Below are 25,526 nucleotides of genomic sequence, written 5' to 3'. Positions count from 1 at the left end.
ACTTTATTTTAACATTATTATCGATAATTCGGTTTATTTTGCGCATAAATTGGTAAGAAAAGGTGCGTTAAGTATGCTGAGATTACCGGAAGTGGGAGGCAAGTTCAGCATGCCCATAGCCTGATCCTTGCAACGGACTATCATTGATCATACACTAGAAGCCTCCCCGGAGGCTAAGAATGCGGCCCCCCTTGCTACTAGCGCGCAATGATAGAAAACTCCTAACCTGCCTTTTGGCTTCGAAACCCCTAGGCGTTATAGACAATATAAACTATGAAACGACCCTTTCAAAAATCACGGATCCCGGAAAGCAGGGCCTTTGTGGTGAAAGAACTGATCGCGCCGCATTTTGATAAAAACTGGCATTTCCATCCGGAATACCAGCTCTTTTTAGTGTTGGAGGGTCGCGGTACCCGTTTTGTCGGGGATCATATGAAAGCCTTTCGGGAGCATGATTTGGTATTTACCGGACCCAACCTGCCCCATCTTTGGCGGAATGATCAAAGCTATTTCGAAAAGGGGAGCGAAAAGCAGACCCACGGCATTGTGGTGTATTTCCCCGAGGATTTTATCGGAGGCCAATTGCTGCAGAAGGAAGAATTTGAAGGGCTGCGACACCTGCTCACCAAGGCAGACCGAGGATTGGAGGTTTCCGGCGAGACAAACGTGCAGCTAAGGCAGAGGATGAAAGAGCTAGTGCACCTAAAAGGCCTGGATAGCATCATTGCGCTTTTTGACATGTTGCGCCTAATGGCTCGATCCAAGGATTGCCACCCCATCGTACAGGCTGGTTATACGAACCTCAACAAGGCATCGGAGGAGGATCGCATGAGTCAGGTATATGAATATGTGATGGAACGTTTTGCTCAGGGCATCAAGCTCGAGGAGGTGGCTGCGCTGACAAATATGACGGCCAGCTCATTCAGTCGCTACTTTAAGTCCCGTATGAACAAGTCATTTTCGGATTTTTTGTCCGATGTGCGGATCAGCCATGCCTGCAAGCTGCTCCACGAGGATGTACTGAACGTGAGTGAGATTTGCTACGAATCCGGCTTTAACACCCTCTCCAATTTTAACCGACAATTTAAAGAGCGTACGGGCATGACTCCTATGGCCTATAGAAAGGACTTTCAACAGCGTTTTGAGTGAGGCTCAATCGTCGATTTTGTCCCATTGATCCGTATGGGCTATGTCCAGGGTGTCTGAATTAAAAGAAGGGTCTAAGCCTCTGGCTTTTTGTTCCCGGTAATCCTTTAACGCGGCCAACGCAGGCTTGCGCAGCAGGAGAATGGCGATGATGTTTAGCCAGGCCATGATGCCTACCCCGATGTCACCGAGCATCCAGGCCAGTTCTGCCGTTCGGATGGTTCCATAAAACGTGGCAACCAGAATGAGTACTCTTAGGACCATCACCGGCCAGCGCCTTTTTCCGTCCTTTTGTAAGTAGCTTAGGTTGGTTTCAGCGATATAATAATAAGCCATGATGGTCGTAAAAGCGAAGAAAACCAGCGAAAGGGCCACAAAGCCCGATCCAATCGTAGGGAAATGTTCGCTGATGGCGTATTGGGTAAATTCCGGACCGATGGATACCCCAGGGAGGTTTTCAACTAAGTACCCTCCGTCAGGATCCATAACATTGTAATTTCCCGTAAATAAAATCATAAAGGCAGTGGCTGTACAAATAAAAAGGGTATCCACATAGACGGAAAATGCCTGAACCAATCCCTGCTTTACAGGATGGGAAACCTCGGCCGCGGCAGCTGCATGCGGGGCGGTGCCCTGTCCCGCCTCGTTGCTGTAGATACCCCGCTTAATCCCCCAAGCCAGGGCCATGCCAAAGATACCAGAGAAGGTCGCTTCCAAGTTAAACGCCGAGCGGATAATCAGTAGGATCGTTCCGGGAATCTCCTTAATATTAATCACCATGATGATAACCGCCATGAGGATGTAGGCCGCCGCCATAAACGGGACGACAAATTGGGCTACCTTTCCGATGCGCTTCACTCCGCCGAAAATCACCAGTCCCAAAAACAGACAGATAACCACCCCGGTAATTTCTACGGGCACCTGAAAGGCATTTTCTACGCTTAGCGCAATGCTGTTGCTTTGTACGCCTGGCAGAAAAAATGCGGTGCTAAGGATAGTGGCGAAGGCAAAGAGCATGGCATACCACTTGATGCCCAGTCCTTTTTCGATATAAAATGCGGGGCCACCCCGGTATTGGCCGCCTTTGATTTCCTTAAAAATCTGCCCCAGAGTGGCTTCGATAAAAGCAGATGCTGAACCGAGAAAGGCAATCATCCACATCCAAAAGACGGCACCCGGCCCCCCCATGGCGATCGCGGTAGCTACTCCGGCGATGTTGCCGGTGCCTACCCTGCCGGATATGGCTATGGCAAAGGCTTGAAATGAACTCACGCCCCGTTCGGATGATTTACCACCAAACAATAGCCGCACCATTTCCTTGAAATAAGTAAGTTGCAAAAAGCGGGTCACGATTGAAAAATAAATTCCTGCGCCCAAACACAAAACAATCAACGCATTACTCCAGACAATATCGTTTAGTCCGTATATAAAATTTTCCATGCAGCGTGGGTAAGATTTCTTTTAGCAAGTGCAATTAAGGATAAAATCGTCAAAAAATACAGGTGTTTGTTGAATTAAATGACATTTTTCAAGTTTTTACCATTAACGAATGCAATCGTTATTACAGGGATTTTGGAGGGAAGCTGAAATTTTGGGGCAAAGGAAGCGAGCGCCATTTTTTTCGTACTTTTACGCCTCACATAGTTTATATAGAAATTAATGGAAGAATTAGGAATCCTGTCCACACTTCCCATTGCCCGATTCACGGATAATGGTGCCTATCTCACCCTGAGCGATGGGGGAGAAGTCTTGTTACCCAAGGGATACCTTCAGGGAGACGAACGGGAAGGGGACGACCAAGAGGTTTTTATTTATACAGACAGTGAAGACAGGCCCGTGGCAGTCAAAGAGCGACCCACGGCATTGCTAGATGAGTTTGCCTTCATGGAGGCGAAGGAAGTGACCAAATTCGGAGCGTTTATGGATTGGGGCCTGCTGAAAGATCTGTTTGTGCCCAATTCCGAAATGCTTACGCCCATGACCAAAGGAAAGAAGTACTTGGTTCGCGTATGCAGGGATTATCGAACAAACAGGCTAATAGGAGTGTCCAAATACCGGGATTTTTTGATTGAGGATACCCGAGGGTATGAGCAGGGGCAGGAAGTGAAGGCGCTGGTGTTTGAGGAAACCGAACTGGGGTTCAAGGCATTAATTGAGGGAAATTTTGAGGGGCTGTTTTACCGAAACGAGGTTTTTGCGCCGTTGGCAATCGGTGAAGAGGTGAGGGCGTTTATCAAGAAGGTGCGGGAAGATGGGAAGTTGGACTTGCAGTTGACCCCTATTGGGAGGCAAAAGTATGACGAGGGCTGCGAACGGGTCTTACAGGCACTGGAGAAGACGGGGTTTCTTTCCCTGCACGACAAATCAAACCCGGAAGACATCCGCGCTGAGCTGGGAATGAGCAAAAAGCATTTTAAGCAGTCTATCGGACAACTCTACAAACAAAATCGCATTTTGATTCAAGAAAACGGAATCGTGTTGGTCCGGGAAGATTAATTGGGCAATTGTGCAAAATGATTCCATCTGTTTAGTATTTTAGCAAATTAAACATAGCAATCGAGACATGACAGATACACAATCTAAGTACTTTTTGGGAATCGACGTAGGCGGTACCTACGTAAAGATCGGGTTGGTTAAAACCAATGGTGAGATTGTCGAATTTCATAAAGAGGATACCAACCTGCTTCGGGAGGATCCCAAAGGTTTTAACGTGGCCTTTGTGGATGTCGTCGGAAAATACCTGGCAAAATACCCGCAGGTAGATCATGTGGGAATTGGCCTACCCGGTTTGGTCAGCAAAGACCGGAACACTACCTTGGAGATCCCTGCGATCGGAGAATTGAACGGATTTGGCTTAGGATACGCTCTGAAGGAGCGCTATCCCTCCATTGTTTTTCATCTGGAAAATGATGCCAGTGCGGCTGCGGTGGGTGAGTACCACTTTGGTAGTGAGAAAACATCTGGAAATTACCTGTTCATCACCTTGGGAACAGGCATAGGCAGCGCGCTCATCATGGATGGGGAAGTCTTTAAAGGAGTGCGAGGAAATGCGATGGAAATGGGACATATGCTCTCCCGGGACAACAATCGCTTGGAGGTACTCATTGGGAGGAAGGGCATTCTGAAAATCATCATGAAAAAGATGAAGGAGATGCCCGATCAGGTAGGCGATCTGAGCAAGGAGGAATTGGGCATGCACTTGCTCGTACGTACTGCCAATGAGGGCAATGCAGTTTCGCTGGCCGTTTTTCAGGAAGTAGGTGAGATTTTGGGAGAAGCTATCGTATCCACGGTCCGTATATTGGACGTCACCGAAGTGTATTTCGGTGGAGGTATATCCGCGGGTTTGCCGCATATCCTCCCAACCTTGAAGGAAACCGTGGAAAAGTATTTAACTCCCTACTATTTGGATAACTTCATCATGAAGCGGGCCACGCTAGAAAACAATGCAGGCGTACTAGGTGCAGCAGCACTGTGTTTTATGGATTGAGCGTAGTAACGGTCACCTCGCTGACCTTATTGATGGCATTCATTCGGAAAAGAACCTTCAGGGGTTCTTTTTTTGTGCCTTCTCCACATTCCTCAGCAGGCTCCAGAAAATAAATAAAGAAACTCTGACTCCTATCGGCGAGTTCTACTCGGTCTGGTCTCCCGAAGGTCTTCAGAAGCTCTTGGTTAGTTGCCGCCAAAAAAGTGTTTTTGATTTCCCGCAGCTCGTCTACATGTTGCAAGCGAAGTCCCTTGCAGCCCATGCGGTCATTTTTCCAAGCGTCCAAGTCAATAGAGCCTGCGTCTTGTACCCGTCCACACGCCGATGTTAGTATCAATAGCAGGATGGGTAGTAAAAATATATTGTAGCGGGAGTAGAAGCCCATTGGATCGTTCTTCATGGTGATTAAAACCCAAAATTAGGGCGAAAGGTTGGATAAGTCGCTTAAAATAGACAAGTTTTTAGGCTTTTTTAGCAGCATGACGGATTTCAGTGGTTTTGAAACGAGTCCATAATTACTCCCTCCAAACCCAATCTACCTTTTGATCAACCGGTTGTACACCAAACGATTTGATAACCATAGGTTTAGAAAGGTTAGTCTGGGAATTTTGCAGGCAGGCGAAGTGACTGGAGGGGTAATTTGCTTTGGGATGAAATTGCCGTCGCCCGAGTAAATTACGAAAATTGAAAAAAGCCTTGGGTTCATTTCCTAAGAGCTTTCTTTTCGAAGTTCAAAAAGTACCCCCGATCCGGAAAGGAAAAGCTCAGTTTGCACCCTTTGAAGGTTCTTTTTAAATATAGTTTTAAAATATGCCTCTTAAAAAAGCAGAAATTTTTCCATACTGACACAAGCGCTCAGGTTTTTTGTTGCTACCACCAACATGGTGGAAAAATCCTATGGTCACGTCTACAATTGGCATCGGAGAGTGTGCTTCGGACAGGCAACTGTCCTATTACCAGTGGAATAAGTTTTAGGATAATAAGGCCTATGTTTTTACAGACCTCCCTAAGACTGCCATTAATAGTCAGCGCGGTATAAAATTTGCTTACCTTACTTCATATTGTTATTTCTTGGTGGAAACAACAAGCCAGAAAAGAAGGGAAAGCTCCAAAAGGCTTCCTGTCTTTGGTTTTTGTGATATTCTTAGATCAATTTATTCCGGTCATATTTGATCTCTGATGACAGTATATTTTCTTATCCTTTCCCTGGGGGTCGGAATAAGCTGTAATGTGATAGACCAGGAACCATTGGACGCTGTATCCAATGAGCAGTTGTTTGTGCGGCCTTCTGATGCAGAGGCTGCCATTATCAGCGTGTACCGGCAGCTCGCTGAATTAGGCATTAATTGTGTCGTATTTCCCAATCTTCTGCCGCAAAATCCTGGCTATTGGTTTACATTGATACCGTTTCAATACAAGGCCTAAGGAATGAAAGATTTTCTAATTCCTTAGGCTTTTTTTTTATCGTTTGACCTCGAGTTGGTGTTTTTACAGTCTATATCCACCCTTATTTTTTCAATTTCCTCTTATTCATAACTGGCCTTGTTAAAATATGTAAAAAAAAGCTAAATAATATGATAATATTTTGATCAATGAGTTTCTGAATTTAGTTTTGTTCAGCATATTTTATTACCGATTTATATGAAGCCACTATTATTTATCTCCGTATTTATTTTTCTTTTCACACCGAAAATGTATGCGCAGGAAAAACTATCGATTGAAGTATATGCTGGCCCTGCTATAGGCTATGTGGATGGTGAGGGGAAAAGTCCCACAGAGGAAATCCGATTTTTTGAAACTACGGGATATCACGTAGGATTACGTGTCTTGAATCGGATATCCTCTCATCTACAGTTATTCGTAGAGGGAGAATATTTCAATAGACCGGTGGGACAGCGGGTCATACAGACCGATGGAATGATAATCGAAACCCGAGACGGAAGGTATTCCAATAATTTTGGAAATTATGCGCTGGGTATTCGTTACCTCCTGAAAGGTGGGAAAACAGGTGTCTATTTTCAGCCTTCCGTTGGTTTTGGCCTAAACAGGGAAACTCCCGGGTTTTTTGGGTCCAGTAATCCACGTCAAACTCCAACGATGAGAACCAGTCTTAGTGGTCGGTTGGAGCTTGGCGTTCGTCGGATTATCGGGAACAATTATGTACTATTCGGTGTACGCCATCATCAGGGATTCCAGCAACTTGATGGAGGCGTGGAATTTTTTTCCGGCCAGGATCTAACGGTTGACTTCCGAAGCAGTGCGTCTTATAGTACCGTTTTCCTAGGCTTCGGCATTCCTACACGTTGGTTTGCAAAGTAACTACCCTTAGCAAAGTAATCTCGATCAACCGGGCTGATAAGGATGCAAATAATCGCGGTAGTTGGCATTTTCTGCATCGAATAAGAAAGCCCATCGATAGATCGAAGCTTGCGGATTATCTTCTATCTTCCCAATCCGGGACGGTAGGTTTTTGAGGCATGTTTGAGGATATCATCTCGGTAGAAGTTAACCTCTTTGAATTCTCCCTGGGCATAAATTTCCGCCTGATCGAAGAAATGGGGTGAAGCGGGATCGCCACTTTGGCCTCCGGCCAAGAGGCTTTTTGCCCTTACCTTTTCTCCAAATTCCACGGCGGCGACAAAGCTGTTGCCTACGGTACCGTATATTTTTTTCGTGGCGATTGGACTGCGTCCCACATAAGAGGCTAAGGATCCCCAAGTTGCGGGAGCATAGGGTACCGGTATGCTGGGCTTTTGGTCATAGAATGGATGTACAATATCGCCGGTCAGCCGCTGGAAGCGGTTAATTTCTCCCCAGGGAGTCTGCCAGGTTCCGAAATCTTCGGTAAGTTTTTCCACTGCTTCCTCTAAGGCCTCTAGCTTCATGGCATCTGAGGTGTATTCGGTCAGAAAATCAAACAAATACAGCTCCTCTGGCCTTTCCAGCTCTCTGGCCTTATTAAGGAGGGCAGTACCCCAATAATGGGCCAATGACATGGGGACAGATGCCAATCCAAAGCGCATATCCCATGCCGACAAACGGTCAACGGGTTCAGCCAGGATTGCTCGTAGCGGGGCTTCGTCGTCCAATCGCTCATAGGCCCGTTTTAGTGAAGGAATAAGCGGCTCGAAGGCGATGAGGTAGGAGTCGTATCCCAACGTAATAAGACTGTTAAGTGTAAATCCACGTTGATGACTTAAAAGTCTGACGGCATTTAGCCCCCGGGCATTCTCCGCATCCGGAGCCATGTAGTTGGGGTAATTGCCCCTTGTGGGGCTGTTTGGGCCGGCGGCGGTAAAGGGTGTGGAATTGCAGTTTTGAATCCATCCGTTTTCCGGGTTGAATACGTAGACCAGTTCATCGATGGCATGAAGCCCTTTCCAGTCCGTATCAGGATCGCTACCGTCCACCACACCTGCCCAATTATAAGAAGGGTTGCGTATCGGCACAAAATTTCCGTGGTAATACGCAATATTTCCGTCCTTATCGGCATATACGGTGTTGTTGGAGGAGTTGGTTCGAAGGTGCATCACCTCCTGAAATTCTTCGTGATTTTTCGTTTTTGTCCTTAGGTAGGATTGAGTCAGGGCTTTTTCCCTTTCCACCATCAGTTGAATGGCGACCCACTTGTCACCCTCCGAGCGGATGACCGGTCCGTGGTGGCTGTAATAGGCGGTTACGGTTTCTGAGCCTGTGGTGTTTCCATCGGCATAGGCAAGGGATATCTTTTTTTCCCGGAGGGGCAGCCATTGGGAACCGTGTTTGTACTGGTAATTGCCCTCAACTTCTCTCACTGTCAGGGCGTAGTGGTCGATTACGTCGGTACGGGAAGAGGTGTGCATCCATCCGTTAAAGGAATTGAATCCCTGGTAAATAAAAAACTGTCCCCAGGTAACCGCACCGTAAGCGTTTAGGCCTTCCTCGCTTTGCATATGAACCTCGGGTCGGAAGTAGAACGATGTATGGGGATTGATAAACAATAGTGCGCTGCCATTTTGGGTTAGCTCTGGGGCAATGGCGAAGCCGTTGGATCCGCTGGGGTTTTCTTCCAGTTCCCATTCGGGTTCAGGTAGATAGCTTTGAAAACGGTTTCCGTAAAATGCCTTTAATCCAGCAGGGGAAATGCGTTCGATATCTCCTCCGATGCTGCCTTCACTGAATGCCAAGGCCATCCAAGGTTCAAATCGGGTTAACAGTTTGGGTTTTACTTTTGGGTGCTCGGCCAGATAGCAGTTGATTCCATCGGCCCAAGCGTTCATGAGGGATTTAAGCCAGGGGGGACTGTTTGCATACTCCTGACGTAGGGTATCCGGATCGATGTACAACTTCATGCGAAGATCGGTATAGATCTGCTCTTTGCCCAGCACTTCTGCGGTACGTCCCATGGCAGTGATATAATTCATTTCTACCCGGTTGAAGTCGTCCTCGCATTGTGCGTAGATCATTCCAAATACCGCATCGGCATCGGTCTTTCCGAAGACATGGGGAATACCCCATTGGTCTCGGATGATTTCCGTTTGCTTCCCATGTTGACGCCAACGCTGTTTTTCTGTTTGAGCCTTGGTAAAGACCGGTAAGCCGATCAAAAATAGCCATAAGAGGTTTCTTAGTGTGAGTGCCCCGGCATTGGATGTTAGCCGAAATCCGATTTTCACAAAAAAACCTGGACTTTGCCCAATCGTAGAATAGGTGGTCTTCAAGTTCATGATTCAAGTGGTTTGGTGGTTAAGGTGTTTTTTTGTTTGCAGTCGCTAACCAAAGAAAGCGCCCGTCTCTAGCATGGCCGGAAACGGGCTTTTTGGTTATTTGATGATTGGAATTCGGATACTGCTCGGATAGCGGCGGGAATGATGGATTTTGTTGTTGGCTACAATCCCTTCTGTTTCGTCGTAATTATTTCCACCTGTATTGAGGTTGCGGTCAAAGCGTGGAAAATTGGAACTGGATACTTCAATCCGTATCCGATGGCCTTTTTTGAAGTAATTGCTAGTGGACATAGGCGTCAGATTTACCTCATAGACATTACCTCCTTCCATAAAGACTTCTTTTTCATACCCTTCCCTATAGCGGACCCGCTGAATGGTTTCATCTAGATTATAAGCCCGACCGTCGGGATATACGTCGATGAGCTTGATCGTTACGTCGGTATCTTTTACATCTGAAGACAGGTATAATGTGGACTCTATGAAACCACTGATTTCTACACCCTCCTCTAGCGGTTCTGAGGTGTACACGAGTATATCCTCCCGCAGCTCCATATCTTGCTGGTCAAAAGCACCACCTTGAATGGCAGTGCCGGTACAGCAAACGTTTCCGCCATACGAAGTGACCGGATTCATCGGGTCATAGGTATAGCTGTCGGGGTTGTCTTTATTGGGCCTTTTTGGGGTCAGCAGCCCGTCTCCGTTCCGGGTGTTTGCGTTTCCTTTGCTGTCCAGGTAAAATGTCGTCATTTCAGCATTTGCCGGAGGCCAGGTTTCTGATTCCTGCCACTTGTTGGAGCCCATGGTGAAATATTTTACCCGGGGAAGTGTTTCCGTAATGCCGTTTTTCTCTTCCTTCAGCCAATAGTCAAACCACCCGTAAACCAGCGCATCGTAATCGAGCCGGGCATCGCCTATGCTTCGTTCACCGACAATTGTATTTTCTGTGGCCCGTGTAAATGCGCAATGTAAGGTAGGAGCAATGACCAGGTATTGATTGTCTCGAATTTGCGGGTCTGAGGCATTTTCACGTACATGGTTGAAAAGTGCCAAGTTGGGGCTGCTGGCTACGTCATACCACGATACAAACCAAAAACTAGGCACCCCAAAGTCCATATTGTCATGATAAAGACCGCCCTCGTACCATTTGGGATCGTTGGGTTTTCGGGTGATCATTTCCTCAAAGATTCCTTTGGGTCCCTGAGCGTTTTTAATAATATCTTGCACAGGCAGGTGTGCAAGGCCTTCTGACCAGTCTACCCGGGGGTATCTAGGAGCCATATCGTAAAAACGCTGCAATCGCAGCAAGTCGTCCTGATCGATGCCCTTAGGCAGTTTGGGTGCCATGGGGTCGTGTTGGGTGCTGTATAGCCAAGCGATGAATAACATCTGCGTGGCACCGCCCCGGTACCAGTTGCCCTGCTCGTAGTAATCTCCTATGCGCCCTACTCCGGCCCCATATCCCTGAGGGATCATTGCGGCGTGAGAGGGGTGGTCCAATGCAGCTACTGCCATTTGCCACTCGGCGGTGGAGGAGCAACCTAGGGTGCCTATTTTACCATTGCTCCAAGACTGTTCTGTCATCCAAGTGAATGCATCGTACCCATCCGTCAACGGGGTACCTAGGATGTCCCATTCTCCCTCTGAAAAGAACCTGCCCCGCTCGTTTTGTACCACGTAGGCATAGCCACGCTTGACTGCCTGATAGGCTGTTTCCAAGGTTCTGGTTGCCAATTCTCCATCTCGGTACGTGTTGAAATTGTAGGGCGTTCTGGAAAAGATAATGGGAACCGGCTTGTCTGTTTTCGGGCGATAAATGTCCGTGGCCAGACGTGCGCCGTCCCGCATGGGCATCATGACCTTTTGGTCTATGACGGCGATTTCTTCCAATTGTTGTAAAATGTCCGTTTCTTGGGCATGGGAAAAGGCCGAAAGACATACCAAGAGGGCTAAAAGGTGAACTCGAATTCGTTTCATGCAATCGTCAAGACAAGGGTGTGACATGGTTGATCATTTCTGTGAGGTGGCTACAGTGTGGCGGCGGAGTCGTCTTTTTGGAAAAGGGTATTTACCAGTTGCAGACTGTGAACCACCGCAAGACCGGCCGTTTCGGTTCTCAGTCGGCTTTTACCAAGTGAGCAGGGGGCAAAACCTTGGTCTACAGCTTCTTGAATTTCTCGGGGAGCAAAATCCCCTTCCGGACCTACCAATACCAGGTAGGATTGAGCGGGTTTGGCCTGCTGTACAAGGTGCAAGGGGATATTTTCGTCTACAAAGCAGATAAACCGTTGGAAGGTCGTCCAGTTTTTTTCGTGGATAAACTCGCCAAAGGTTCGCACTTGGTTTACTTCGGGTAGCCAGGTTTGAAAACTCTGCTTGCAGGCGTTCACGGTTTTTTTGTAGATACGTTCGTAGTTGATTTGATCTTTTTCCGAATTTTCCGAACGGATGAAAGTGACTTCGTTTACACCGATTTCGGTGATTTTTTCCATCATCCATTCCATGCGGTCAGGGCTTTTCGTGGGTGCGATCGCCAGATGGATATAGTGTTTTTCTTGGGGTACAAACTCCTCTTCCACAATTTGCAGCACGGCCTTTTTAGGGTGGTTGTCTGTAATCTTGCAAGTGAACAGGGAGCCTTTGCCATTGGTGAAATATACCAGGTCTCCTATGGGCTTTCTAAGTACCCTGGCCAGGTGTTTGGATTCGTCCGGGTCTAGGATGAGTTTGTCTCCTTTGATGTCTTTTTGAAAAAAAAGCTGCATGCGTTATGTTAGTTAAAACGAAGATACATACTTTGCCAATGTATTCCAAGATAGCTATGATGACGTTGAAAGAGTATACAAAATTGTTGGGCGTCGTGTTTTTTGTGGTTGCGGCGGTCTCGTGCAGTCAGAAGCTGGATGTATTGGAAGATATATTGGTGTTGGATCCTGAGGCTGCCTTAGAAAACCTACCCCTCTCTGAGCTGGCGAAGGAGATCCGGTATGTTCCCTTAGAAAATCATCCGGAAAGTATGCTGGTAAATGTGCAGGAGATCATCATCCGGAAAAACTACCTCTATGCAGTGGATCGGATTCTCAAAGCCGTTTTTGTGTTTGATCATCAAGGGAAATATATCGGTAAATTAACCCGATTGGGAGAGGGTCCAGGAGAGTATCAAAACATGCAGCATGTATTGGTGGATGAGGATGAGTCGTTCATTGACGTGTTTGAGTTTCGCAGCGGCCGATCGAGGATTCTTCGGTTCTCCAATTTGGACTTTGAGTTATTGGAGGAAATTTCGGTTTTTCTCCCCCAAGCTAACTCCTTGAGGAAAGACCAAAGCGGAAGGTGGTATTATTTTTCTGCGCAGCAGCTGGATAACGAAATCAACGATCAGTATACGAATGCAGATTTAATCGTGGTGGACGGGGAGAGTATGAAGCCCACTTTATTTTTCGAAAAGCGAATCGAAACCGAGGGTTCTTATTACACTGCCAATTCGGAAAGCTTTTCTATAAACGACAAAGGGGACCTGTTTTTTTCAAGGATGTTTGATAACTGTTTTTACCACCTGTCTGAGGGGGGTGTTTCTTCGTTTCTAACGGTGGATTTTGGCGAAAAGGGATTAGATCCGTCTTTGGGATTAAAAAGTACCCGCGAGCAAATGGAGTTTTTGTATAGCAAAGAGGAGGGTAGGGGATTGGCCTCTTTTCCAGTTTTGAATTTTTACAATGAAAAATTTCTGGCAATAACTTATAATTACAAGGACAGTGGCGGGCACTTCCATGTTCACCAATTTCTCAAATTCAACAGCAACGCTATGGTGGTTCATACACGGAATTTCATAAATGACCTTACGTCATTTCCGGAAACGCTTTACATATGCTCCTACTCTAACGGCATCAACCATCCGGTATATTTCAATGGAGATCTCGTAGAGGTGGTTTCTCCGGCTTATGCCATGAAAGAAAGCCAAGTAGATATTCCGGGGTTGGGAACAGTAGGCAGGGAGGATAATCCGATATTGGTGTTTATCACACCGAAAATCCCGCTTGAATCCGGTGACTAGACAGAAGCAGAAGAAAAAAAAACCGGTCAGCTCGATTGGATGACCGGTTTTTTTAAGGTATCGCTACTTTGAAATTATTCCTCGATTGCCGCATGTAGCTTGCCCAACTCTTGGTCGATGGTCCATAGACCGATGCCTTCTTCTCCGATGATATCGAAGAGCTCCAACGCCCGTCTAGCTACGGTTTCTTCTTCCCGCTGCTCGGTCACATACCATTGCATAAAGCTAAAAGTGGCAAAGTCTTTCACAGAAAAGCAGTGGTCCACGATGGTGTTGATGGATTTGGTTACTTCAATCTCATGCTCTAAAATCAATTCGAAAATCTCACGCAGCGAATTGAAGTTGTGCCGGATACCGGTAATTTCCGGTTGGATGGCATGCCCACCAGCATCGTTGATGTACTTAAATAGTTTCAACATGTGCTGACGCTCCTCATCGGCGTGGTCGTAAAGGAATTTGGCGGAGTTGGTGAATCCCATCATCTCACACCAAGAGGCCATAGATAGATAATAGGCAGAGGATCTCCCCTCCATCTCTACCTGTTTGTTTAGTTTCTTTTCAGTATCTACCAGTAAGGAACGCTTTAGCGTAACGATTTCTTTTTCTGCTGTCTTCATATACATTGTCGTCCGGGGTTAGGAATGTTAAAATGATTTTATTTTGTTGGACACTCAAATAAACCGAATTTTCGGGATAAAGTTCCAGCCATGTTCCTATTTTTTGGTATTTAGAATTGGTATAATTAAAAAAATAAAATAATGTTTGGTTTGTTTGGATTAAGTTTAAATAAGAAAAAGGAGGAGGCAACATACCCCCTCTTTTTTACTTCCAACTTATTAAAGGTAGCTGAAAAAATCCCTAGTTATCATAGAAAAAGCAGTGAAGTCTTCAGAGGCTTTCCATAGCGTGATCATGGCTACAGATAGGCTCCAGCCAACTTTGGCCACTGTCTCCGATGGGTGCCCCTGCAGGTGCGGACATAGGTGATAAAATGGAGATTTTATCCTCTGGATTGGAGAGGAACCCATCGAGTATGGCCAAGCAATATTGATTATGTGCCATTTGATGGATATTGGAAGTGCTCTGGGAGCTAATCCAATCCTTGATTTCCCCTACTTTTAGCATAGCGAGCGCTCTTGCTTGGGAGGAAGCTGTCGAGTTCATAGAAAGCATGAGTAAGTGCTGTAATGTTAGCTTGGAAACTACCCGTTGTATTTCACCCTCATAACCGCTTTTTACAGGGCTTTTCCACGTGTGGGTAATTAATTGGTCAATCACGTGGTGCAGACCGGGAAGACGGCTGTCCAGGGCGTGCTGGTTTATCAGGCGAGAAGCCCGTTCTGGATGGAGTAGCAGTGTCAGGGTGTGGTTCGCGGCGATTTCCGCCGGTGACAGGATATCGAATACCAGTCCGGTGTTTCTGCCAAAAACTTCCCGCGCATTTGCCGGAAATCCGTAGGGGCGGGGAGGGATCAAGGAAATGACGTTTTTTGGGAGAGCCAATACCTCCGGTTTCAGGGTGTTCAAAAGGGATTTCAATGCACGGTATTGCTCTGATGCGGATACTGACTCGATAGGGACGCCTGATTCTCCCCGAAGCATATAGGTGTAGGAAAGGCCCGCAATCACCTTGGCTGCCGCTTCTACCTGATACCGGTGAAATAGGTACATGGGTACCAATACCTCCTCTAAATTCGCCATGGGAGTGCCGACCGGGATTTTGCTCTCGGAGAAATTATCCAATACAACCTGTCGGACTTTCAGCGTATGGCCCAATTCATCCACAGCGTTGGAACCATTGTCCCATAAGTGGTTTTGTGGGTGTGCGCTTCCCGGTGGACGGGCATCTTGGTCGGAAAGAAATTTCATTCCCTTGGCCTGATATTCTTTTACCAATTTATCTATTTCCGTGGCTTCATCCGACCCGGCAGGGAATGTGGCGTATGCAATTTTGATAGCCACTTTATCCCAGTCTCCAATGCCCTCCGGATAGGCGTCGGAAATATCGATTCGGTTGTCTGGAGTTAGTTTTACGGTAGGATGTGGGTAATCCATCACAGATGCCCTTCCAATGGTGCTGGCGATGTAATTATGGGGTAAACCCAGCGTATGTCCGACTTCGTGGGCGGCCAGTTGCCGCATCCTTGCCAGTGACATTTCCATCATTGCGGGATGGTCGGAGCTTTCATCAAAATCACCTAGAAGCCCTTGGGCCAACATGTAGTCTTGCCTTACCCTTAGAGAGCCGAGAGTCACTTTCCCCTTGATGATTTCGCCAGTTCGGGGGTCGGTGACACCTCCGCCATAAGACCATCCACGGCTGGATCGATGTACCCACTGGACCAAGTGGTAACGAATATCCATCGGGTCCGCATCTTCGGGCAATAATTTGACTTCAAATGCATTTTTAAAACCGGCTTCCTCGAATGCCTCTGCCCACCACATGGTGCCTTCGATCAGGGCCGTTCGTATGGGTTCAGGCGTTCCTGGGTCTATGTAGTATACGATGGGTTCTACCACTTCACTGACCGCCGCAGCGGGGTCTTTTTTCTCCAGGCGGTGTCTGCGAATGTAGCGTTTGGTGATTGACTCATCTACCGGGGTAGCGTAGTCGAAAAAAGTCACTGGATTAATTCCTGCACGGGGGTCAAATAGGCGGGGTACGTACTTGTCGTCTGGCAGCTCCACAAAGGAGTGGTGCATTCGTAAGGTCACCGCATTGGTAGAGGGTGTCACCTCGCGCAGGTAGGGGCCGGCTTGATCCCCCGTAAGCGTGATGGTAGCTTCTATTTCGGTGTTTTTGGGAAAGCTTTTCGTTCGTGGTAGGTAGATGGCACTGCGGGAGGCATCTAACCGATAACTGCCCTGCCGGGCTCTGCTGATGGCTGATGCGGCCCCTACGGCATCCTGAAGAAAAAAGGTGGTGCCGTCTACCAGAACTTTACCTGCTTCCTCAGCCGAAACCTCAAAACCCCAATGAACGGATTTGGCAAAGGATTCCTCAACGGCCATTTTTTCCATTTGGCTGTCCGAAATTGCTCTGTATGCGTAGTTTGATGCTGTCAGTAAAAGCTTGTTGCCCGACCGCTCAAATTTGACGATCTGGGAGGGAAGAATGCGCCCTCTATCCAGTCCTATATCATTGGAGCCCAATCCAGCGGACAAGGAGGGATAATAAAGGATTTCTTTTTCCAGTTCCGATACCTCCATCCAAAGTTTGCCCTTATTACTGTCCCAATACATGGTGATAAATCCGGGCATTTTCTCCATTCCTTCCGTAAAGGAGCTGATTGTTTGGGCGTTTTGGGCCAAAAGATTACTAAAACCTCCTCCCAAGTGGGAGGAGGCGATCAGTAAGATTAAACCACAAATCAACCTACTGATGATTGTTTTCATATCTTCGTCATTGATTCTAAAGAGGCGAATGCCTGTCGGGAAGAATAAAGGAGATTCCCTGCCTACAGCACGCAGGGCACATGGTTCCTTGCATAGACAACCTACCTTTATTTGCCAGTGGATTTAGTCAGCCGGGTGGAAAAAGGGCTGCTAGTACTGTCAGCATGATTAGGCTCTGAGATTTTTCATCATTTCAGCCACCGTACTCAGGTATTTTTCCTTCACCAACGGGTCTGGGGTAGTATCCCAATTTCCGTCGATACCATTCCCTCCTAGCATGATTCCGTCTTCACGAGGAATGAAGTAGACCCCGCCCATGTTTGCCCGGTAGGTAAGTTCCGGTTGGGGTATCAGGAAGCAAAGCTGACCAGACACTGGCATCAGTTCTTCATCGCCAAAGATCTCCTGTGCCCCCAGCCCTGTGCAGTTTACAACGCATTTATGCGGAAGTGCATCCACGTCCTCGGGCTTCATAAAGGTCTTGATTTCAATTTTGCCGCCCGCAAGTAAAAAGTCGTCCCTCAACATCTTTAGGTAAGCGGGGATGTTGAAAATCGTCGTAGGGCTTCTACTTACTGTCGGGTATTTGAAGGGATTTTCTTTTCTGGGAAGTTGTACCGCTTTGGGGTAAAAATCCACTTCAGGAGTAACCAGCTTAGAGCGTAGCTCGTCAGCGTAGTCGCTGCGTCTTTCTTCACCAGAGTGGATTCGGTAATTTTCCATCCAATCCACTACGTGATTGAGGCCTAGTAAACGTTGGAACGTTTTATAGGAATGAGTACAGGCCTTTTGGTACATGTCCGCAAATTCTGGCGTCACCTTGCTTGGGTGTACCAGTCTGGAAGTTGGTGACCATGTGCCAGTAGCCATCGCAGAGGTGATGTTCGGGTAGGTGTCTTTAGTGAAAATGGTCACCTCATGCCCTTTTTGCTGAAGGGTTCTCGCGGTAGCTAGCCCTACTACCCCGCAGCCCATCACGGCTACTTGCTTGGCTTTGGTTTGCTGTACCAATTCCGCGGCGATCATCGCGGTACCCCATGAGAGGGACCAGCCACTGCCACCGTGACCATAGTTGTGCACAATGGTTTTGTTGCCCAATTGCTGGCTTTCTACACGTGGCCCACTCAGGCGAAATGGGCGTAAACCGACCGTCTCTTTGATCACACGATCTTCAGATACCTTTACTTTGGGAAGTTTTAAACGGGAATGGATGTGGTAATTCTTGTAACTGCTAGCCTGTACTGAAAGGCTTGTTCCCAGGACTCCGGAACCGATAGCAGCCACGGATAATTTTTTGATAAAGTCCCTGCGTGGATGACTCATGGTGAAAGGAAGTGTTAGTGGTTAAATCTGGCATATGGTAATGCCACTAGTGAAAAGGTGTACTCTGGGTTTTTAGAAGCTGTTATGATGGTTTAAATTTAAACCATAAAAATCAACAAATGCAAAATATTGGAGTAAAAAGGGTTGAAAAATAATCTGATTGGTTTTATTTGTATATTATCTATTCACTGCAAGTTGTTTTTTCGTATCTAGGATGAAGGGATGACTGGCCTAGGTCGTTTGGTATTTGCCAATGGGGTGGTAGATTTTTTGATTTCGTCGGCTTTACTATCCTCTATGCCGATCGGACATTTTCTTCCTATTGGGTATAAATATTACCCAAGGTTGTATTACCGATAAAATTAGCCTACTTTTAGGCTAGATTTTGATGGACGGAGACCTGTTGCTTTTCCTGTTTTTTTCGGTGTTTCGGCAGGATTAGTGCATTTTACTCACCCCACAAGGATATCAGAAAGAAAACAACGGTATACCCTGTGGGTTATTCATCTAAACATTGTCCGACCAGCAAGCGCTGTGTGGTCGGGTATAATAGTTACTTACCAAATGGAAAATAAAGTTACATTCAAGGATTTTGGCCTGATAGAGGCTTTGCAGGAAGGGCTGGACGCCATGGGTTTTGAGACCCCCACCCCTATCCAACAGCAGGCAATTCCGGTGATATTATCCGGCAAGGACCTAATAGCCACCGCCCAGACAGGTACCGGCAAGACCGCAGCATTTATTCTGCCTATTCTGCATCACATCGCATCTCGACAGACCTCTGGGGTAAACGTTCTAATCCTAGCTCCTACACGGGAGCTCGCCATACAGATTGACCAGCAGATTCAAGGCCTGGCTTATTTTTTGGGAATTAGTTCCATTCCAATTTACGGTGGAGGAGACGGTGCTACTTGGGAACAACAGAAGAAGGCTCTCGAGATGGGAGCGGAGATTGTGGTGGCAACCCCGGGCAGGTTAATCGCTCTCCTTCAAGGCGGAAAGATCAAAATGGACAGCCTTCGGTACTTGGTTTTGGACGAAGCGGATCGCATGATGGACATGGGCTTTTCGGAAGATTTGCTTACCATAGTCAACTACCTGCCCAAGAAGCGGCAAACACTGCTTTTTTCGGCCACTATGCCCCAGAAGATCCGGAAGTTTTCCCAGCAGATCCTCGTAGACCCTCAGGAGATTTCCATTGCATTGGGCAAGACAGCCAAAGGCGTCGCCCAGTTTGTGTATTTGGCTTACGATACCCAGAAGGAGGGGCTAATCTTGCACATTCTCCGGCAAAAGCCCTATGAAGCAGTCATTGTTTTTTGTTCTACAAAAGATAAGGTAAAGTCCCTATTCAAAGTGCTTCGGAAAAGCTTTGATGTTGAGGCATTCCATGCCGATCTGGACCAATCAGAGCGGGAAAAGATCATGTCGGCTTTTAAGAGTAAAAAAGTGAAAATTCTAGTAGCTACGGATATTTTATCGAGAGGCATTGACGTGGAGGATATCGAATTGGTAATCAATTTTGACACACCTAATGATCCAGAAGATTACGTGCATCGCGTAGGAAGAACGGCAAGGGCTCAGAAGGAGGGCACTGCCATCACGTTGGTAAATGATAAGGATCGATACAAGTATGCGAATATCGAAAGACTTATTGGAATGGAAATTACCAAGTTGCCACTACCAGAGGAGTTGGGAGAAGGGCCTTCTGTTGCCCCGCATTCCAGTCACAAGGATGGTAATCAAAATCAACCGCAGGGAAAGCGCGGGGGTAACTTCAAAAAGGGAGGGCATCAAAAAAAGAGGTCTTCGCCTAATGTGAAGCTTGAAGCTGATTCGCCGGCAGATGAAGTCCGTAATCCAATGAAAAAGCCCAAACGTTTTCCGTCTCGGAAAAGCCCCGAAGCGGCTGCACAGGATACCTCTGAAGTCCGCCATTCTCCCAAGGAGCCCGAAAAAGGGGAATCGAAGCCGCCCAAGTTTCGAGTCAGGAAAAACATTTCGGAATAAACCTATCTGATATGACAGATCGAAAAACATTCATCATCGGTGCCGGCATTTCTGGCCTGGTTGCTGCTTTGGAACTGGAAAGAGCCGGGTTGTCTCCTGTAATTTTGGAGGAGTCAGACCGAGTGGGCGGCCGTGTTAAAACCGATTATGAAGATGGGTATGCCTTGGATCACGGGTTTCAAGTGCTTCTGACCGCTTATCCGGAAGCAAAGGCTTATCTGGATTATGAGACGTTGGATTTGAAGACCTTCCTTCCTGGTGCTGTGATCTTTAAACCTGGAGACACGTTTTCTGTGTACGATCCGTTGAGAAATCCCTGGCGTTTGCCGGCGATGGTTTTCTCAAAGGTGGGCTCAGTTCTGGATAAGCTCCGGATTTTTCAGCTAACCAAGGAATTGAAGGCAAAACATGTGGAAGCCATTTTTCAGAGCCCTGAAATGCCCACGATGGACTACCTGAAAAAACGAGGATTTTCGGATAGGATACTGGATAACTTCTTTATTCCATTTTTTAGGGGGATTTTTTTGGAAGAGAAACTAGAGACTTCCTCTCGGATGTTTGAATTTGTTTTCAAGATGTTTAGTGAAGGGCATGCGGCGATACCTGCAAAGGGGATGGGCGAAATCCCCAAATTTCTGGCCTCTAGACTCACCAACACCGCTTTAAGACTCAATACCAAAGTGGATCGAATCTCCCATAATGTGATTCATTTGGCCTCGGGAGATACCATCACGGCAGACGATATCCTTCTCACGGTTAGGCCTGATGGGTTGGTGGAAGGATACGATAGAGATAACTCCGGTTATCGCAAGGTGACGACGTTATATTATTCGTTGCAGCAATCGTTTATTGCAAAGCCCAGCATAGGTTTGGTTCAAGACGTTCATTTTTTGATCAATAACATCGTCTTTATGACGGATGTAAGTAAATCTTATGCATCGAATGGGAGGGCACTGCTTTCCGTCTCCATCGTCAAAGAGGTAGGGCAATTAGATCAATTGGAACAATTGGTAGCTTTAGAGTTGGAGGCCTTGTCGGGTATAGCTGCCTCTCATTTTCAGCATATTAAAACCTTTCACATTGCCAAAGCCCTTCCGGTAGTCAATGGGCTTAGGTATAGCAGACCGTTGGTTCATTATCAAATTCATGACCACCTTTTTGTTACTGGAGATCACCTGCTCTATGGGTCTATCAACGCAGCTATGCAGGCAGGCAGGGCTGCTGCACAGGCCATCCTCTCCAAGAAGCTGGTATAGCAGCAGAGCTTGTAGTGGAGTGCGAGTTCCGGTGGCGGGCTGTCGATGGCATGTTCGGTAGGGAGTTACGTATGTTTTCAAACGAATAGCTTATGAAGCTTAGGGTCGCGATTGCCGGGGCCACCGGATATGTTGGAAGGTGGTTTATGGATCAGTTCAAGGATAAGTATCACCTCATTGGACTCAGTAGGAGGGAAGTGGATTTCAATCCCTGCCCGCAGATAGAATGGCGTCAGGTAGAGCTGTATTCTATTACCTCCACTCAGCAGGCGCTGGATGGGGTGGATATTGCAATCTATCTGGTGCACTCCATGACGGCATCCACCCGGCTGAACCAAGGTAGTTTTGAGGATACCGACTTGATCTTGGCAGATAATTTTGTACGTGCTGCTGAGGCAAATGGGATACGGCAGATCATTTATCTGGGGGGGATTTTGCCCAAGGATGCACCACCGGAATCTTGGTCCAGGCACCTTCGCAGTCGAACCGAAGTAGAGGAAACCCTCTCATCCCAATCCCCGGCCTTGACCGCTATCCGTGCCAGTATTATTGTGGGGCCTGGAGGCTCATCTTTTGACATGATGAAAAATCTCGTCTCCCGCCTGCCGGTTTTGATTTGCCCGAAGTGGACAGAGTCGTTGACACAACCAATTTCCCTGAAGGACATATTGGAGATCATGGACCATTGCCTCGACAATCCCAAATACTTTGGGAAGCCGATTGAAGTAGGCAATCCCGAAGTGATGTCCTATAAGGAGATGCTAGTTAAAACTGCTTCTGTTATGAACAAGCGACGGCTTATTTTCTCTGTGCCGATTTTTTCAGTGGGTTTTTCCAAACTCTGGGTAGGCTATTTTGGCAAGAGCCCGGCTCAATTGGTTTCTCCCTTGGTTGAGAGTTTAAAGCATACCATGACAGTATCCGAGGACCTGGCTTTTCAGGAAAAAAAAGGGGGATACCAGAGCTACTCAGAAGCCGTTGTAATTGCATTGGGAGATAGGGAAGATGCGGTCCTTCCTACTTTCGCTCCCCTCAAGCAAGTAGCAAATACCGTGCGAAGCATACAACGTCTCCCCAATGTTCGAAATAAAAGCGCTTATTGGGTAGCCAATCGATACAAGATATGGTTGCCTACCTTTTTTAGGTTCCTGATTACCGCAACCCAAGAATCAAATGGGACCGTCTCCTTTTACTTGTTGCGGTATTCGGCTCCCATGTTGCAGCTGACCCTGGAGCGTAACCGAAGTGATAAGAGGCGTCAGCTATTCTATATCAGTGGTGGTTGGTTGGTAGGTAGGGTGGATTATGGCTGGTTGGAATTTAGGGAAGTGATGGATGGGAAGTATATTCTCTCAGCTATTCACGAGTTTGTACCACGCATTCCTTGGTTCCTGTATTTAAATACCCAGGCCAGAATACACCTTTGGGTGATGAACAGGTTTAAGCGATACCTTGAGCGCTAGTTTTTTGGAGCGTACGATTGGCTTTCGATGTGATTTCATTGATTTGGGCAAAAATATTATACAAATGGTTTAAAAAATGTTTAAATTGTTTGTAAAAATAAGTTTGTGAAATTAAACCCAAAAAACCATGAAAAAGCTTATCAGTTTTTGGATGTTGGCGCTGTGTGTGAGTCATGCCATGTATGCGCAAGAGAAGCGATATCTCGTTTTCGAATTTATCCGAGTAGATCCTTCCAAAACCCTGGATTACCTAGAGTACAGGGATTTTTTGGCCAAGGTGTACGGGGAGGCTATAAAGAAGGGAGATATTGAAGGTTGGGACTTATGGTCCCTGAAGACAGGATCGGATACGGAAGCGTATCAGTTTGCCACGATCACATATTATAGTGACCCCGTTAAGATGATGAATGGTACGGAACCGGAGGTAATGATAGAGTACGCTCAAAGTGCTTTTCCACAAATTCAAGAAAGCCAGCTTCTTCAGCGGCTAAAGGGAGCGGTTGATGATAGGGATTTGGCAATTCGGACATTTATGATCGAGATCGCAAGGACGAATGATCAGTTTGAATTTAGTCCTGGAACATTGGCTTCGTTTGACCTAATGAAGGCCGTTGAGGGGAATTTTGAAGAATATGAAATGGCGGAACGGGAGGTGTTTTTACCGATACATCAGCGAAAGATTTCAGCAAACCTTATGGAGCATTGGTGCTTGTTACGAACCGCCCTGCCTACGGGGAGTCAGGCGAGTTCCACGCATTTGACCATGAATGTGTATAAAGATTACCTGCAATTTTTCAATTCCATGGAGTACGAAGATATGGAAATGTCCGATGCTATACGACAGCGGGTGGAAAAGGGGCTAAAATCCAGAGATCAAAAGTGGGTTTACTTGGCCACGTTGGAGACAATGGTTCGATGAACGCCTAAAAACATAGATGGACACACTGATTTCAAGGCAAGGGGGCAGAGGTGATCTATGGGTTGAAAACAGGGTCATGCCAGTCCATCCTCCTGCACGTGACGCTCATGATAAAGTTAACGCCGGTATGGAATACCATCAGCAAAAAGATGGCGAGTAGGGGTACGCCAATAATTTGATAGGGCCATTGGTAGGTCCAGACGCCCAAATAGATCGTGATCATTTCGCCGATAGTCGGAAAGACCATGGCGACAACAAGCGCCAGCAGGATTTTCCCATTCAGGGAATTTAGTTGCAGGGATCCGATCAGCTCTTTTTCGATTTTGTAGATGTAGGTAAATGCCAATCCCCAAGCGAATGGCAGCCAGTACGGGAATTCTCTCGTTGCTGGCAGGTCATGGTATTGCCAATGTTCAAAATGGATTCCCCATAATTCACAGAGGACGCCAAGTACCGCACTGATTAAAAAGCCTGTGAGGTAAACAAAACGGTCCTGCGCCCCCGATACGTATTTTTTTCCAATAGATAAAGCCGCATACAACGCCAAAATCAACGCAACCAGTAAATCATGGGTATGCATCAATCCAATAAAAGCGCCAGCCACCGCTAGTTTCAAGAGGTTGGCCAGCAGAACCTTTCCAGCCAAAGTGTATTGCTTCTCGGTTTGTAAGTCTAGCGTAGTCAATGAAGAAATTTTATTTTAATGTTAGAACGATTTTCCGCAGGCCCCTTTTCAAAGGTATGAAAGGCCGTTCGTTTTTTGGCAAGGTCATGTAAAAATAACCACTAACTTGCTGGTATCGATGGATGATTAATGGCTGTATTTCGGCCATCAATTTAAATCCTTCAACATCGATGCCATTCTAGCAACACCTGTACTGGCAGCTTCCTCCAGTTTGATGAGATTGGGCAAGGAGCTTATTCGAGCAATCATCGGGTCTATTAAATACTTAGGAATCTTTGGCGAGGCGTAGTCGATTAGGCTGGCGGCGGGATAAACCAATAGGGAGGTTCCCACTATCGCAAAAATGTCTGCTTGCTGGGTAGCCTCCAATGCGGCATCCATCATGGGAACTTGTTCTCCAAACCATACAATAAACGGCCGCAATTGGGATCCCATTTCGCATTTATCGCCCACTTTCAGCTCCCAGCCTTCAATAGGGTAGACCAGTCTGGGATCGAGTGTGCTCTGGGATTTAAAAAGTTCTCCATGAAGGTGAATGATCTTGGTCGACCCGGCTTTTTCGTGAAGATTGTCTACGTTTTGGGTGATGATGGTGACGTCAAAGTCTGCCTCGAGTTCAGCTAGTATCCGATGGGCGGCATTTGGCTTTGCTGTCAGGCAAGCTTTTCTTCGTTGATTGTAAAAATCCAAAACCAATTCTTTGTTTTTTCTCCATCCTTCCGGAGAGGCTACTTCCATTACGTTATGTCCTTCCCAGAGGCCATTTGCGTCTCTAAAGGTGGCAATGCCGCTTTCGGCGGAAATCCCCGCCCCGGTTAATACGACTAGTTTTTGCATCGGGATATTTTTTAATAGATGCCTTGCTAACAATGAAGCCAAAAGCCTGCCCGACTCCGCGATTTGTGGAGAGTTTAGGCTGATGTATGCTTTTTGTTTTAGTTGTTCCTCGTTTGCTTCCTAATACCAGGTAGTCTACACAAAAATAATAAGTAAGTCCGGATTACGTTGCAAGTGACATGAACAATCGCGGTAGTCGATCGATATGAATTCGTTTTTGGAACGTATTTTAAATGAATATTTC

Annotated in this window: 20 protein-coding genes; 10 read left to right on the top strand and 10 right to left on the bottom strand. The window is 46.7% G+C overall.

The annotated features are described in order from the left end of the window. Nucleotides 1–273 precede the first annotated feature (273 nt). Nucleotides 274–1,149, top strand: coding sequence for an AraC family transcriptional regulator (locus IAQ59_RS03210; protein WP_209329328.1), 876 nt, complete (start codon nt 274–276; stop codon nt 1,147–1,149). A 3-nt stretch (nt 1,150–1,152) separates the two neighbouring features. On the opposite strand, the gene IAQ59_RS03205 is transcribed toward IAQ59_RS03210, so the two are convergent. Further along, nucleotides 1,153–2,586 (bottom strand): alanine/glycine:cation symporter family protein, encoded by a 1,434-nt coding sequence (locus tag IAQ59_RS03205; protein ID WP_209329327.1) that lies wholly within the window; start codon nt 2,584–2,586, stop codon nt 1,153–1,155. Nucleotides 2,587–2,805: 219 nt separating this feature from the next. Here IAQ59_RS03205 and IAQ59_RS03200 point away from each other — a divergent pair, with 219 nt between their 5' ends. Both IAQ59_RS03200 and IAQ59_RS03195 read left to right on the top strand, forming a co-directional pair. Beyond that, nucleotides 2,806–3,642 carry a CvfB family protein gene (locus IAQ59_RS03200; protein WP_209329326.1) on the top strand — a complete coding sequence of 279 codons (837 nt, stop codon included), beginning with the start codon at nt 2,806–2,808 and terminating at the stop codon, nt 3,640–3,642. Between the two features lie 67 nt (nt 3,643–3,709). Then, nucleotides 3,710–4,636, top strand: a complete 927-nt coding sequence (locus tag IAQ59_RS03195; protein WP_209329325.1) for an ROK family protein — start codon at nt 3,710–3,712, stop codon at nt 4,634–4,636. Here IAQ59_RS03195 and IAQ59_RS03190 read toward each other — a convergent pair. Next, entirely contained in the window at nt 4,626–5,036 is a 411-nt protein-coding gene (locus IAQ59_RS03190) for a hypothetical protein (protein WP_245189400.1), read from the bottom strand. The two genes, IAQ59_RS03195 and IAQ59_RS03190, sit on opposite strands and share 11 nt — an antisense overlap. Before the next feature lie 779 nt (nt 5,037–5,815). Here IAQ59_RS03190 and IAQ59_RS03185 point away from each other — a divergent pair. Together IAQ59_RS03185 and IAQ59_RS03180 are read left to right on the top strand one after the other, a co-directional pair. After that, entirely contained in the window at nt 5,816–6,061 is a 246-nt protein-coding gene (locus tag IAQ59_RS03185) for a hypothetical protein (protein WP_209329324.1), read from the top strand. A gap of 216 nt (nt 6,062–6,277) precedes the next feature. Beyond that, nucleotides 6,278–6,955, top strand: a complete 678-nt coding sequence (locus IAQ59_RS03180) for a hypothetical protein (RefSeq protein WP_209329323.1) — start codon at nt 6,278–6,280, stop codon at nt 6,953–6,955. Nucleotides 6,956–7,077: 122 nt separating this feature from the next. Here IAQ59_RS03180 and IAQ59_RS03175 read toward each other — a convergent pair whose 3' ends face one another. The 3 genes from IAQ59_RS03175 to IAQ59_RS03165 form a co-directional block, all read right to left on the bottom strand. Then, nucleotides 7,078–9,342, bottom strand: coding sequence for a penicillin acylase family protein (locus IAQ59_RS03175; RefSeq protein ID WP_209329322.1), 2,265 nt, complete (start codon nt 9,340–9,342; stop codon nt 7,078–7,080). A gap of 96 nt (nt 9,343–9,438) precedes the next feature. After that, nucleotides 9,439–11,316 (bottom strand): CocE/NonD family hydrolase, encoded by a 1,878-nt coding sequence (locus IAQ59_RS03170; RefSeq protein WP_209329321.1) that lies wholly within the window; start codon nt 11,314–11,316, stop codon nt 9,439–9,441. A gap of 50 nt (nt 11,317–11,366) precedes the next feature. Continuing rightward, the gene (locus IAQ59_RS03165; RefSeq protein ID WP_209329320.1) at nt 11,367–12,104 is read right to left on the bottom strand and encodes an RsmE family RNA methyltransferase; all 738 of its coding nucleotides are present in this window, start codon (nt 12,102–12,104) and stop codon (nt 11,367–11,369) included. A 56-nt stretch (nt 12,105–12,160) separates the two neighbouring features. Here IAQ59_RS03165 and IAQ59_RS03160 point away from each other — a divergent pair, with 56 nt between their 5' ends. Beyond that, entirely contained in the window at nt 12,161–13,393 is a 1,233-nt protein-coding gene (locus IAQ59_RS03160) for a 6-bladed beta-propeller (RefSeq protein ID WP_209329319.1), read from the top strand. 74 nt (nt 13,394–13,467) lie between these two features. Here IAQ59_RS03160 and IAQ59_RS03155 read toward each other — a convergent pair whose 3' ends face one another. From IAQ59_RS03155 to IAQ59_RS03145, 3 genes are all read right to left on the bottom strand, one after another. Further along, nucleotides 13,468–14,010 (bottom strand): ferritin, encoded by a 543-nt coding sequence (locus IAQ59_RS03155; protein WP_209329457.1) that lies wholly within the window; start codon nt 14,008–14,010, stop codon nt 13,468–13,470. A 271-nt stretch (nt 14,011–14,281) separates the two neighbouring features. Beyond that, nucleotides 14,282–16,789 (bottom strand): zinc-dependent metalloprotease, encoded by a 2,508-nt coding sequence (locus tag IAQ59_RS03150; RefSeq protein ID WP_209329318.1) that lies wholly within the window; start codon nt 16,787–16,789, stop codon nt 14,282–14,284. 168 nt (nt 16,790–16,957) lie between these two features. Further along, nucleotides 16,958–18,112, bottom strand: coding sequence for an FAD-dependent oxidoreductase (locus IAQ59_RS03145; RefSeq protein WP_209329317.1), 1,155 nt, complete (start codon nt 18,110–18,112; stop codon nt 16,958–16,960). 564 nt (nt 18,113–18,676) lie between these two features. Here IAQ59_RS03145 and IAQ59_RS03140 point away from each other — a divergent pair. The 4 genes from IAQ59_RS03140 to IAQ59_RS03125 all read left to right on the top strand — a co-directional run bounded on the left by IAQ59_RS03140 (nt 18,677) and on the right by IAQ59_RS03125 (nt 23,760). After that, nucleotides 18,677–20,122 carry a DEAD/DEAH box helicase gene (locus tag IAQ59_RS03140; protein WP_209329316.1) on the top strand — a complete coding sequence of 482 codons (1,446 nt, stop codon included), beginning with the start codon at nt 18,677–18,679 and terminating at the stop codon, nt 20,120–20,122. A gap of 11 nt (nt 20,123–20,133) precedes the next feature. Beyond that, entirely contained in the window at nt 20,134–21,378 is a 1,245-nt protein-coding gene (locus tag IAQ59_RS03135; protein ID WP_209329315.1) for a protoporphyrinogen/coproporphyrinogen oxidase, read from the top strand. Between the two features lie 92 nt (nt 21,379–21,470). Then, the gene (locus IAQ59_RS03130) at nt 21,471–22,841 is read left to right on the top strand and encodes an NAD(P)H-binding protein (RefSeq protein WP_209329314.1); all 1,371 of its coding nucleotides are present in this window, start codon (nt 21,471–21,473) and stop codon (nt 22,839–22,841) included. A 127-nt stretch (nt 22,842–22,968) separates the two neighbouring features. After that, a complete protein-coding gene (locus IAQ59_RS03125; RefSeq protein WP_209329313.1) occupies nt 22,969–23,760 on the top strand; it encodes a hypothetical protein in 792 nt (263 codons plus the stop codon). Nucleotides 23,761–23,815: 55 nt separating this feature from the next. On the opposite strand, the gene IAQ59_RS03120 is transcribed toward IAQ59_RS03125, so the two are convergent. Continuing rightward, nucleotides 23,816–24,445: a hypothetical protein gene (locus IAQ59_RS03120; protein WP_245189399.1), complete on the bottom strand. Its 630-nt coding sequence runs from the start codon at nt 24,443–24,445 to the stop codon at nt 23,816–23,818. Nucleotides 24,446–24,592: 147 nt separating this feature from the next. After that, the gene (locus IAQ59_RS03115; protein ID WP_209329312.1) at nt 24,593–25,282 is read right to left on the bottom strand and encodes an SIR2 family NAD-dependent protein deacylase; all 690 of its coding nucleotides are present in this window, start codon (nt 25,280–25,282) and stop codon (nt 24,593–24,595) included. Nucleotides 25,283–25,526: the final 244 nt, after the last annotated feature.

The sequence above is a fragment of the Lunatimonas salinarum genome (assembly GCF_017811155.1).
In the GTDB taxonomy this organism is placed as follows: domain Bacteria; phylum Bacteroidota; class Bacteroidia; order Cytophagales; family Cyclobacteriaceae; genus Lunatimonas; species Lunatimonas salinarum.
Note: the sequence above shows the minus strand (reverse complement) of the source record. Positions and strands in the feature narration are given on the sequence as shown.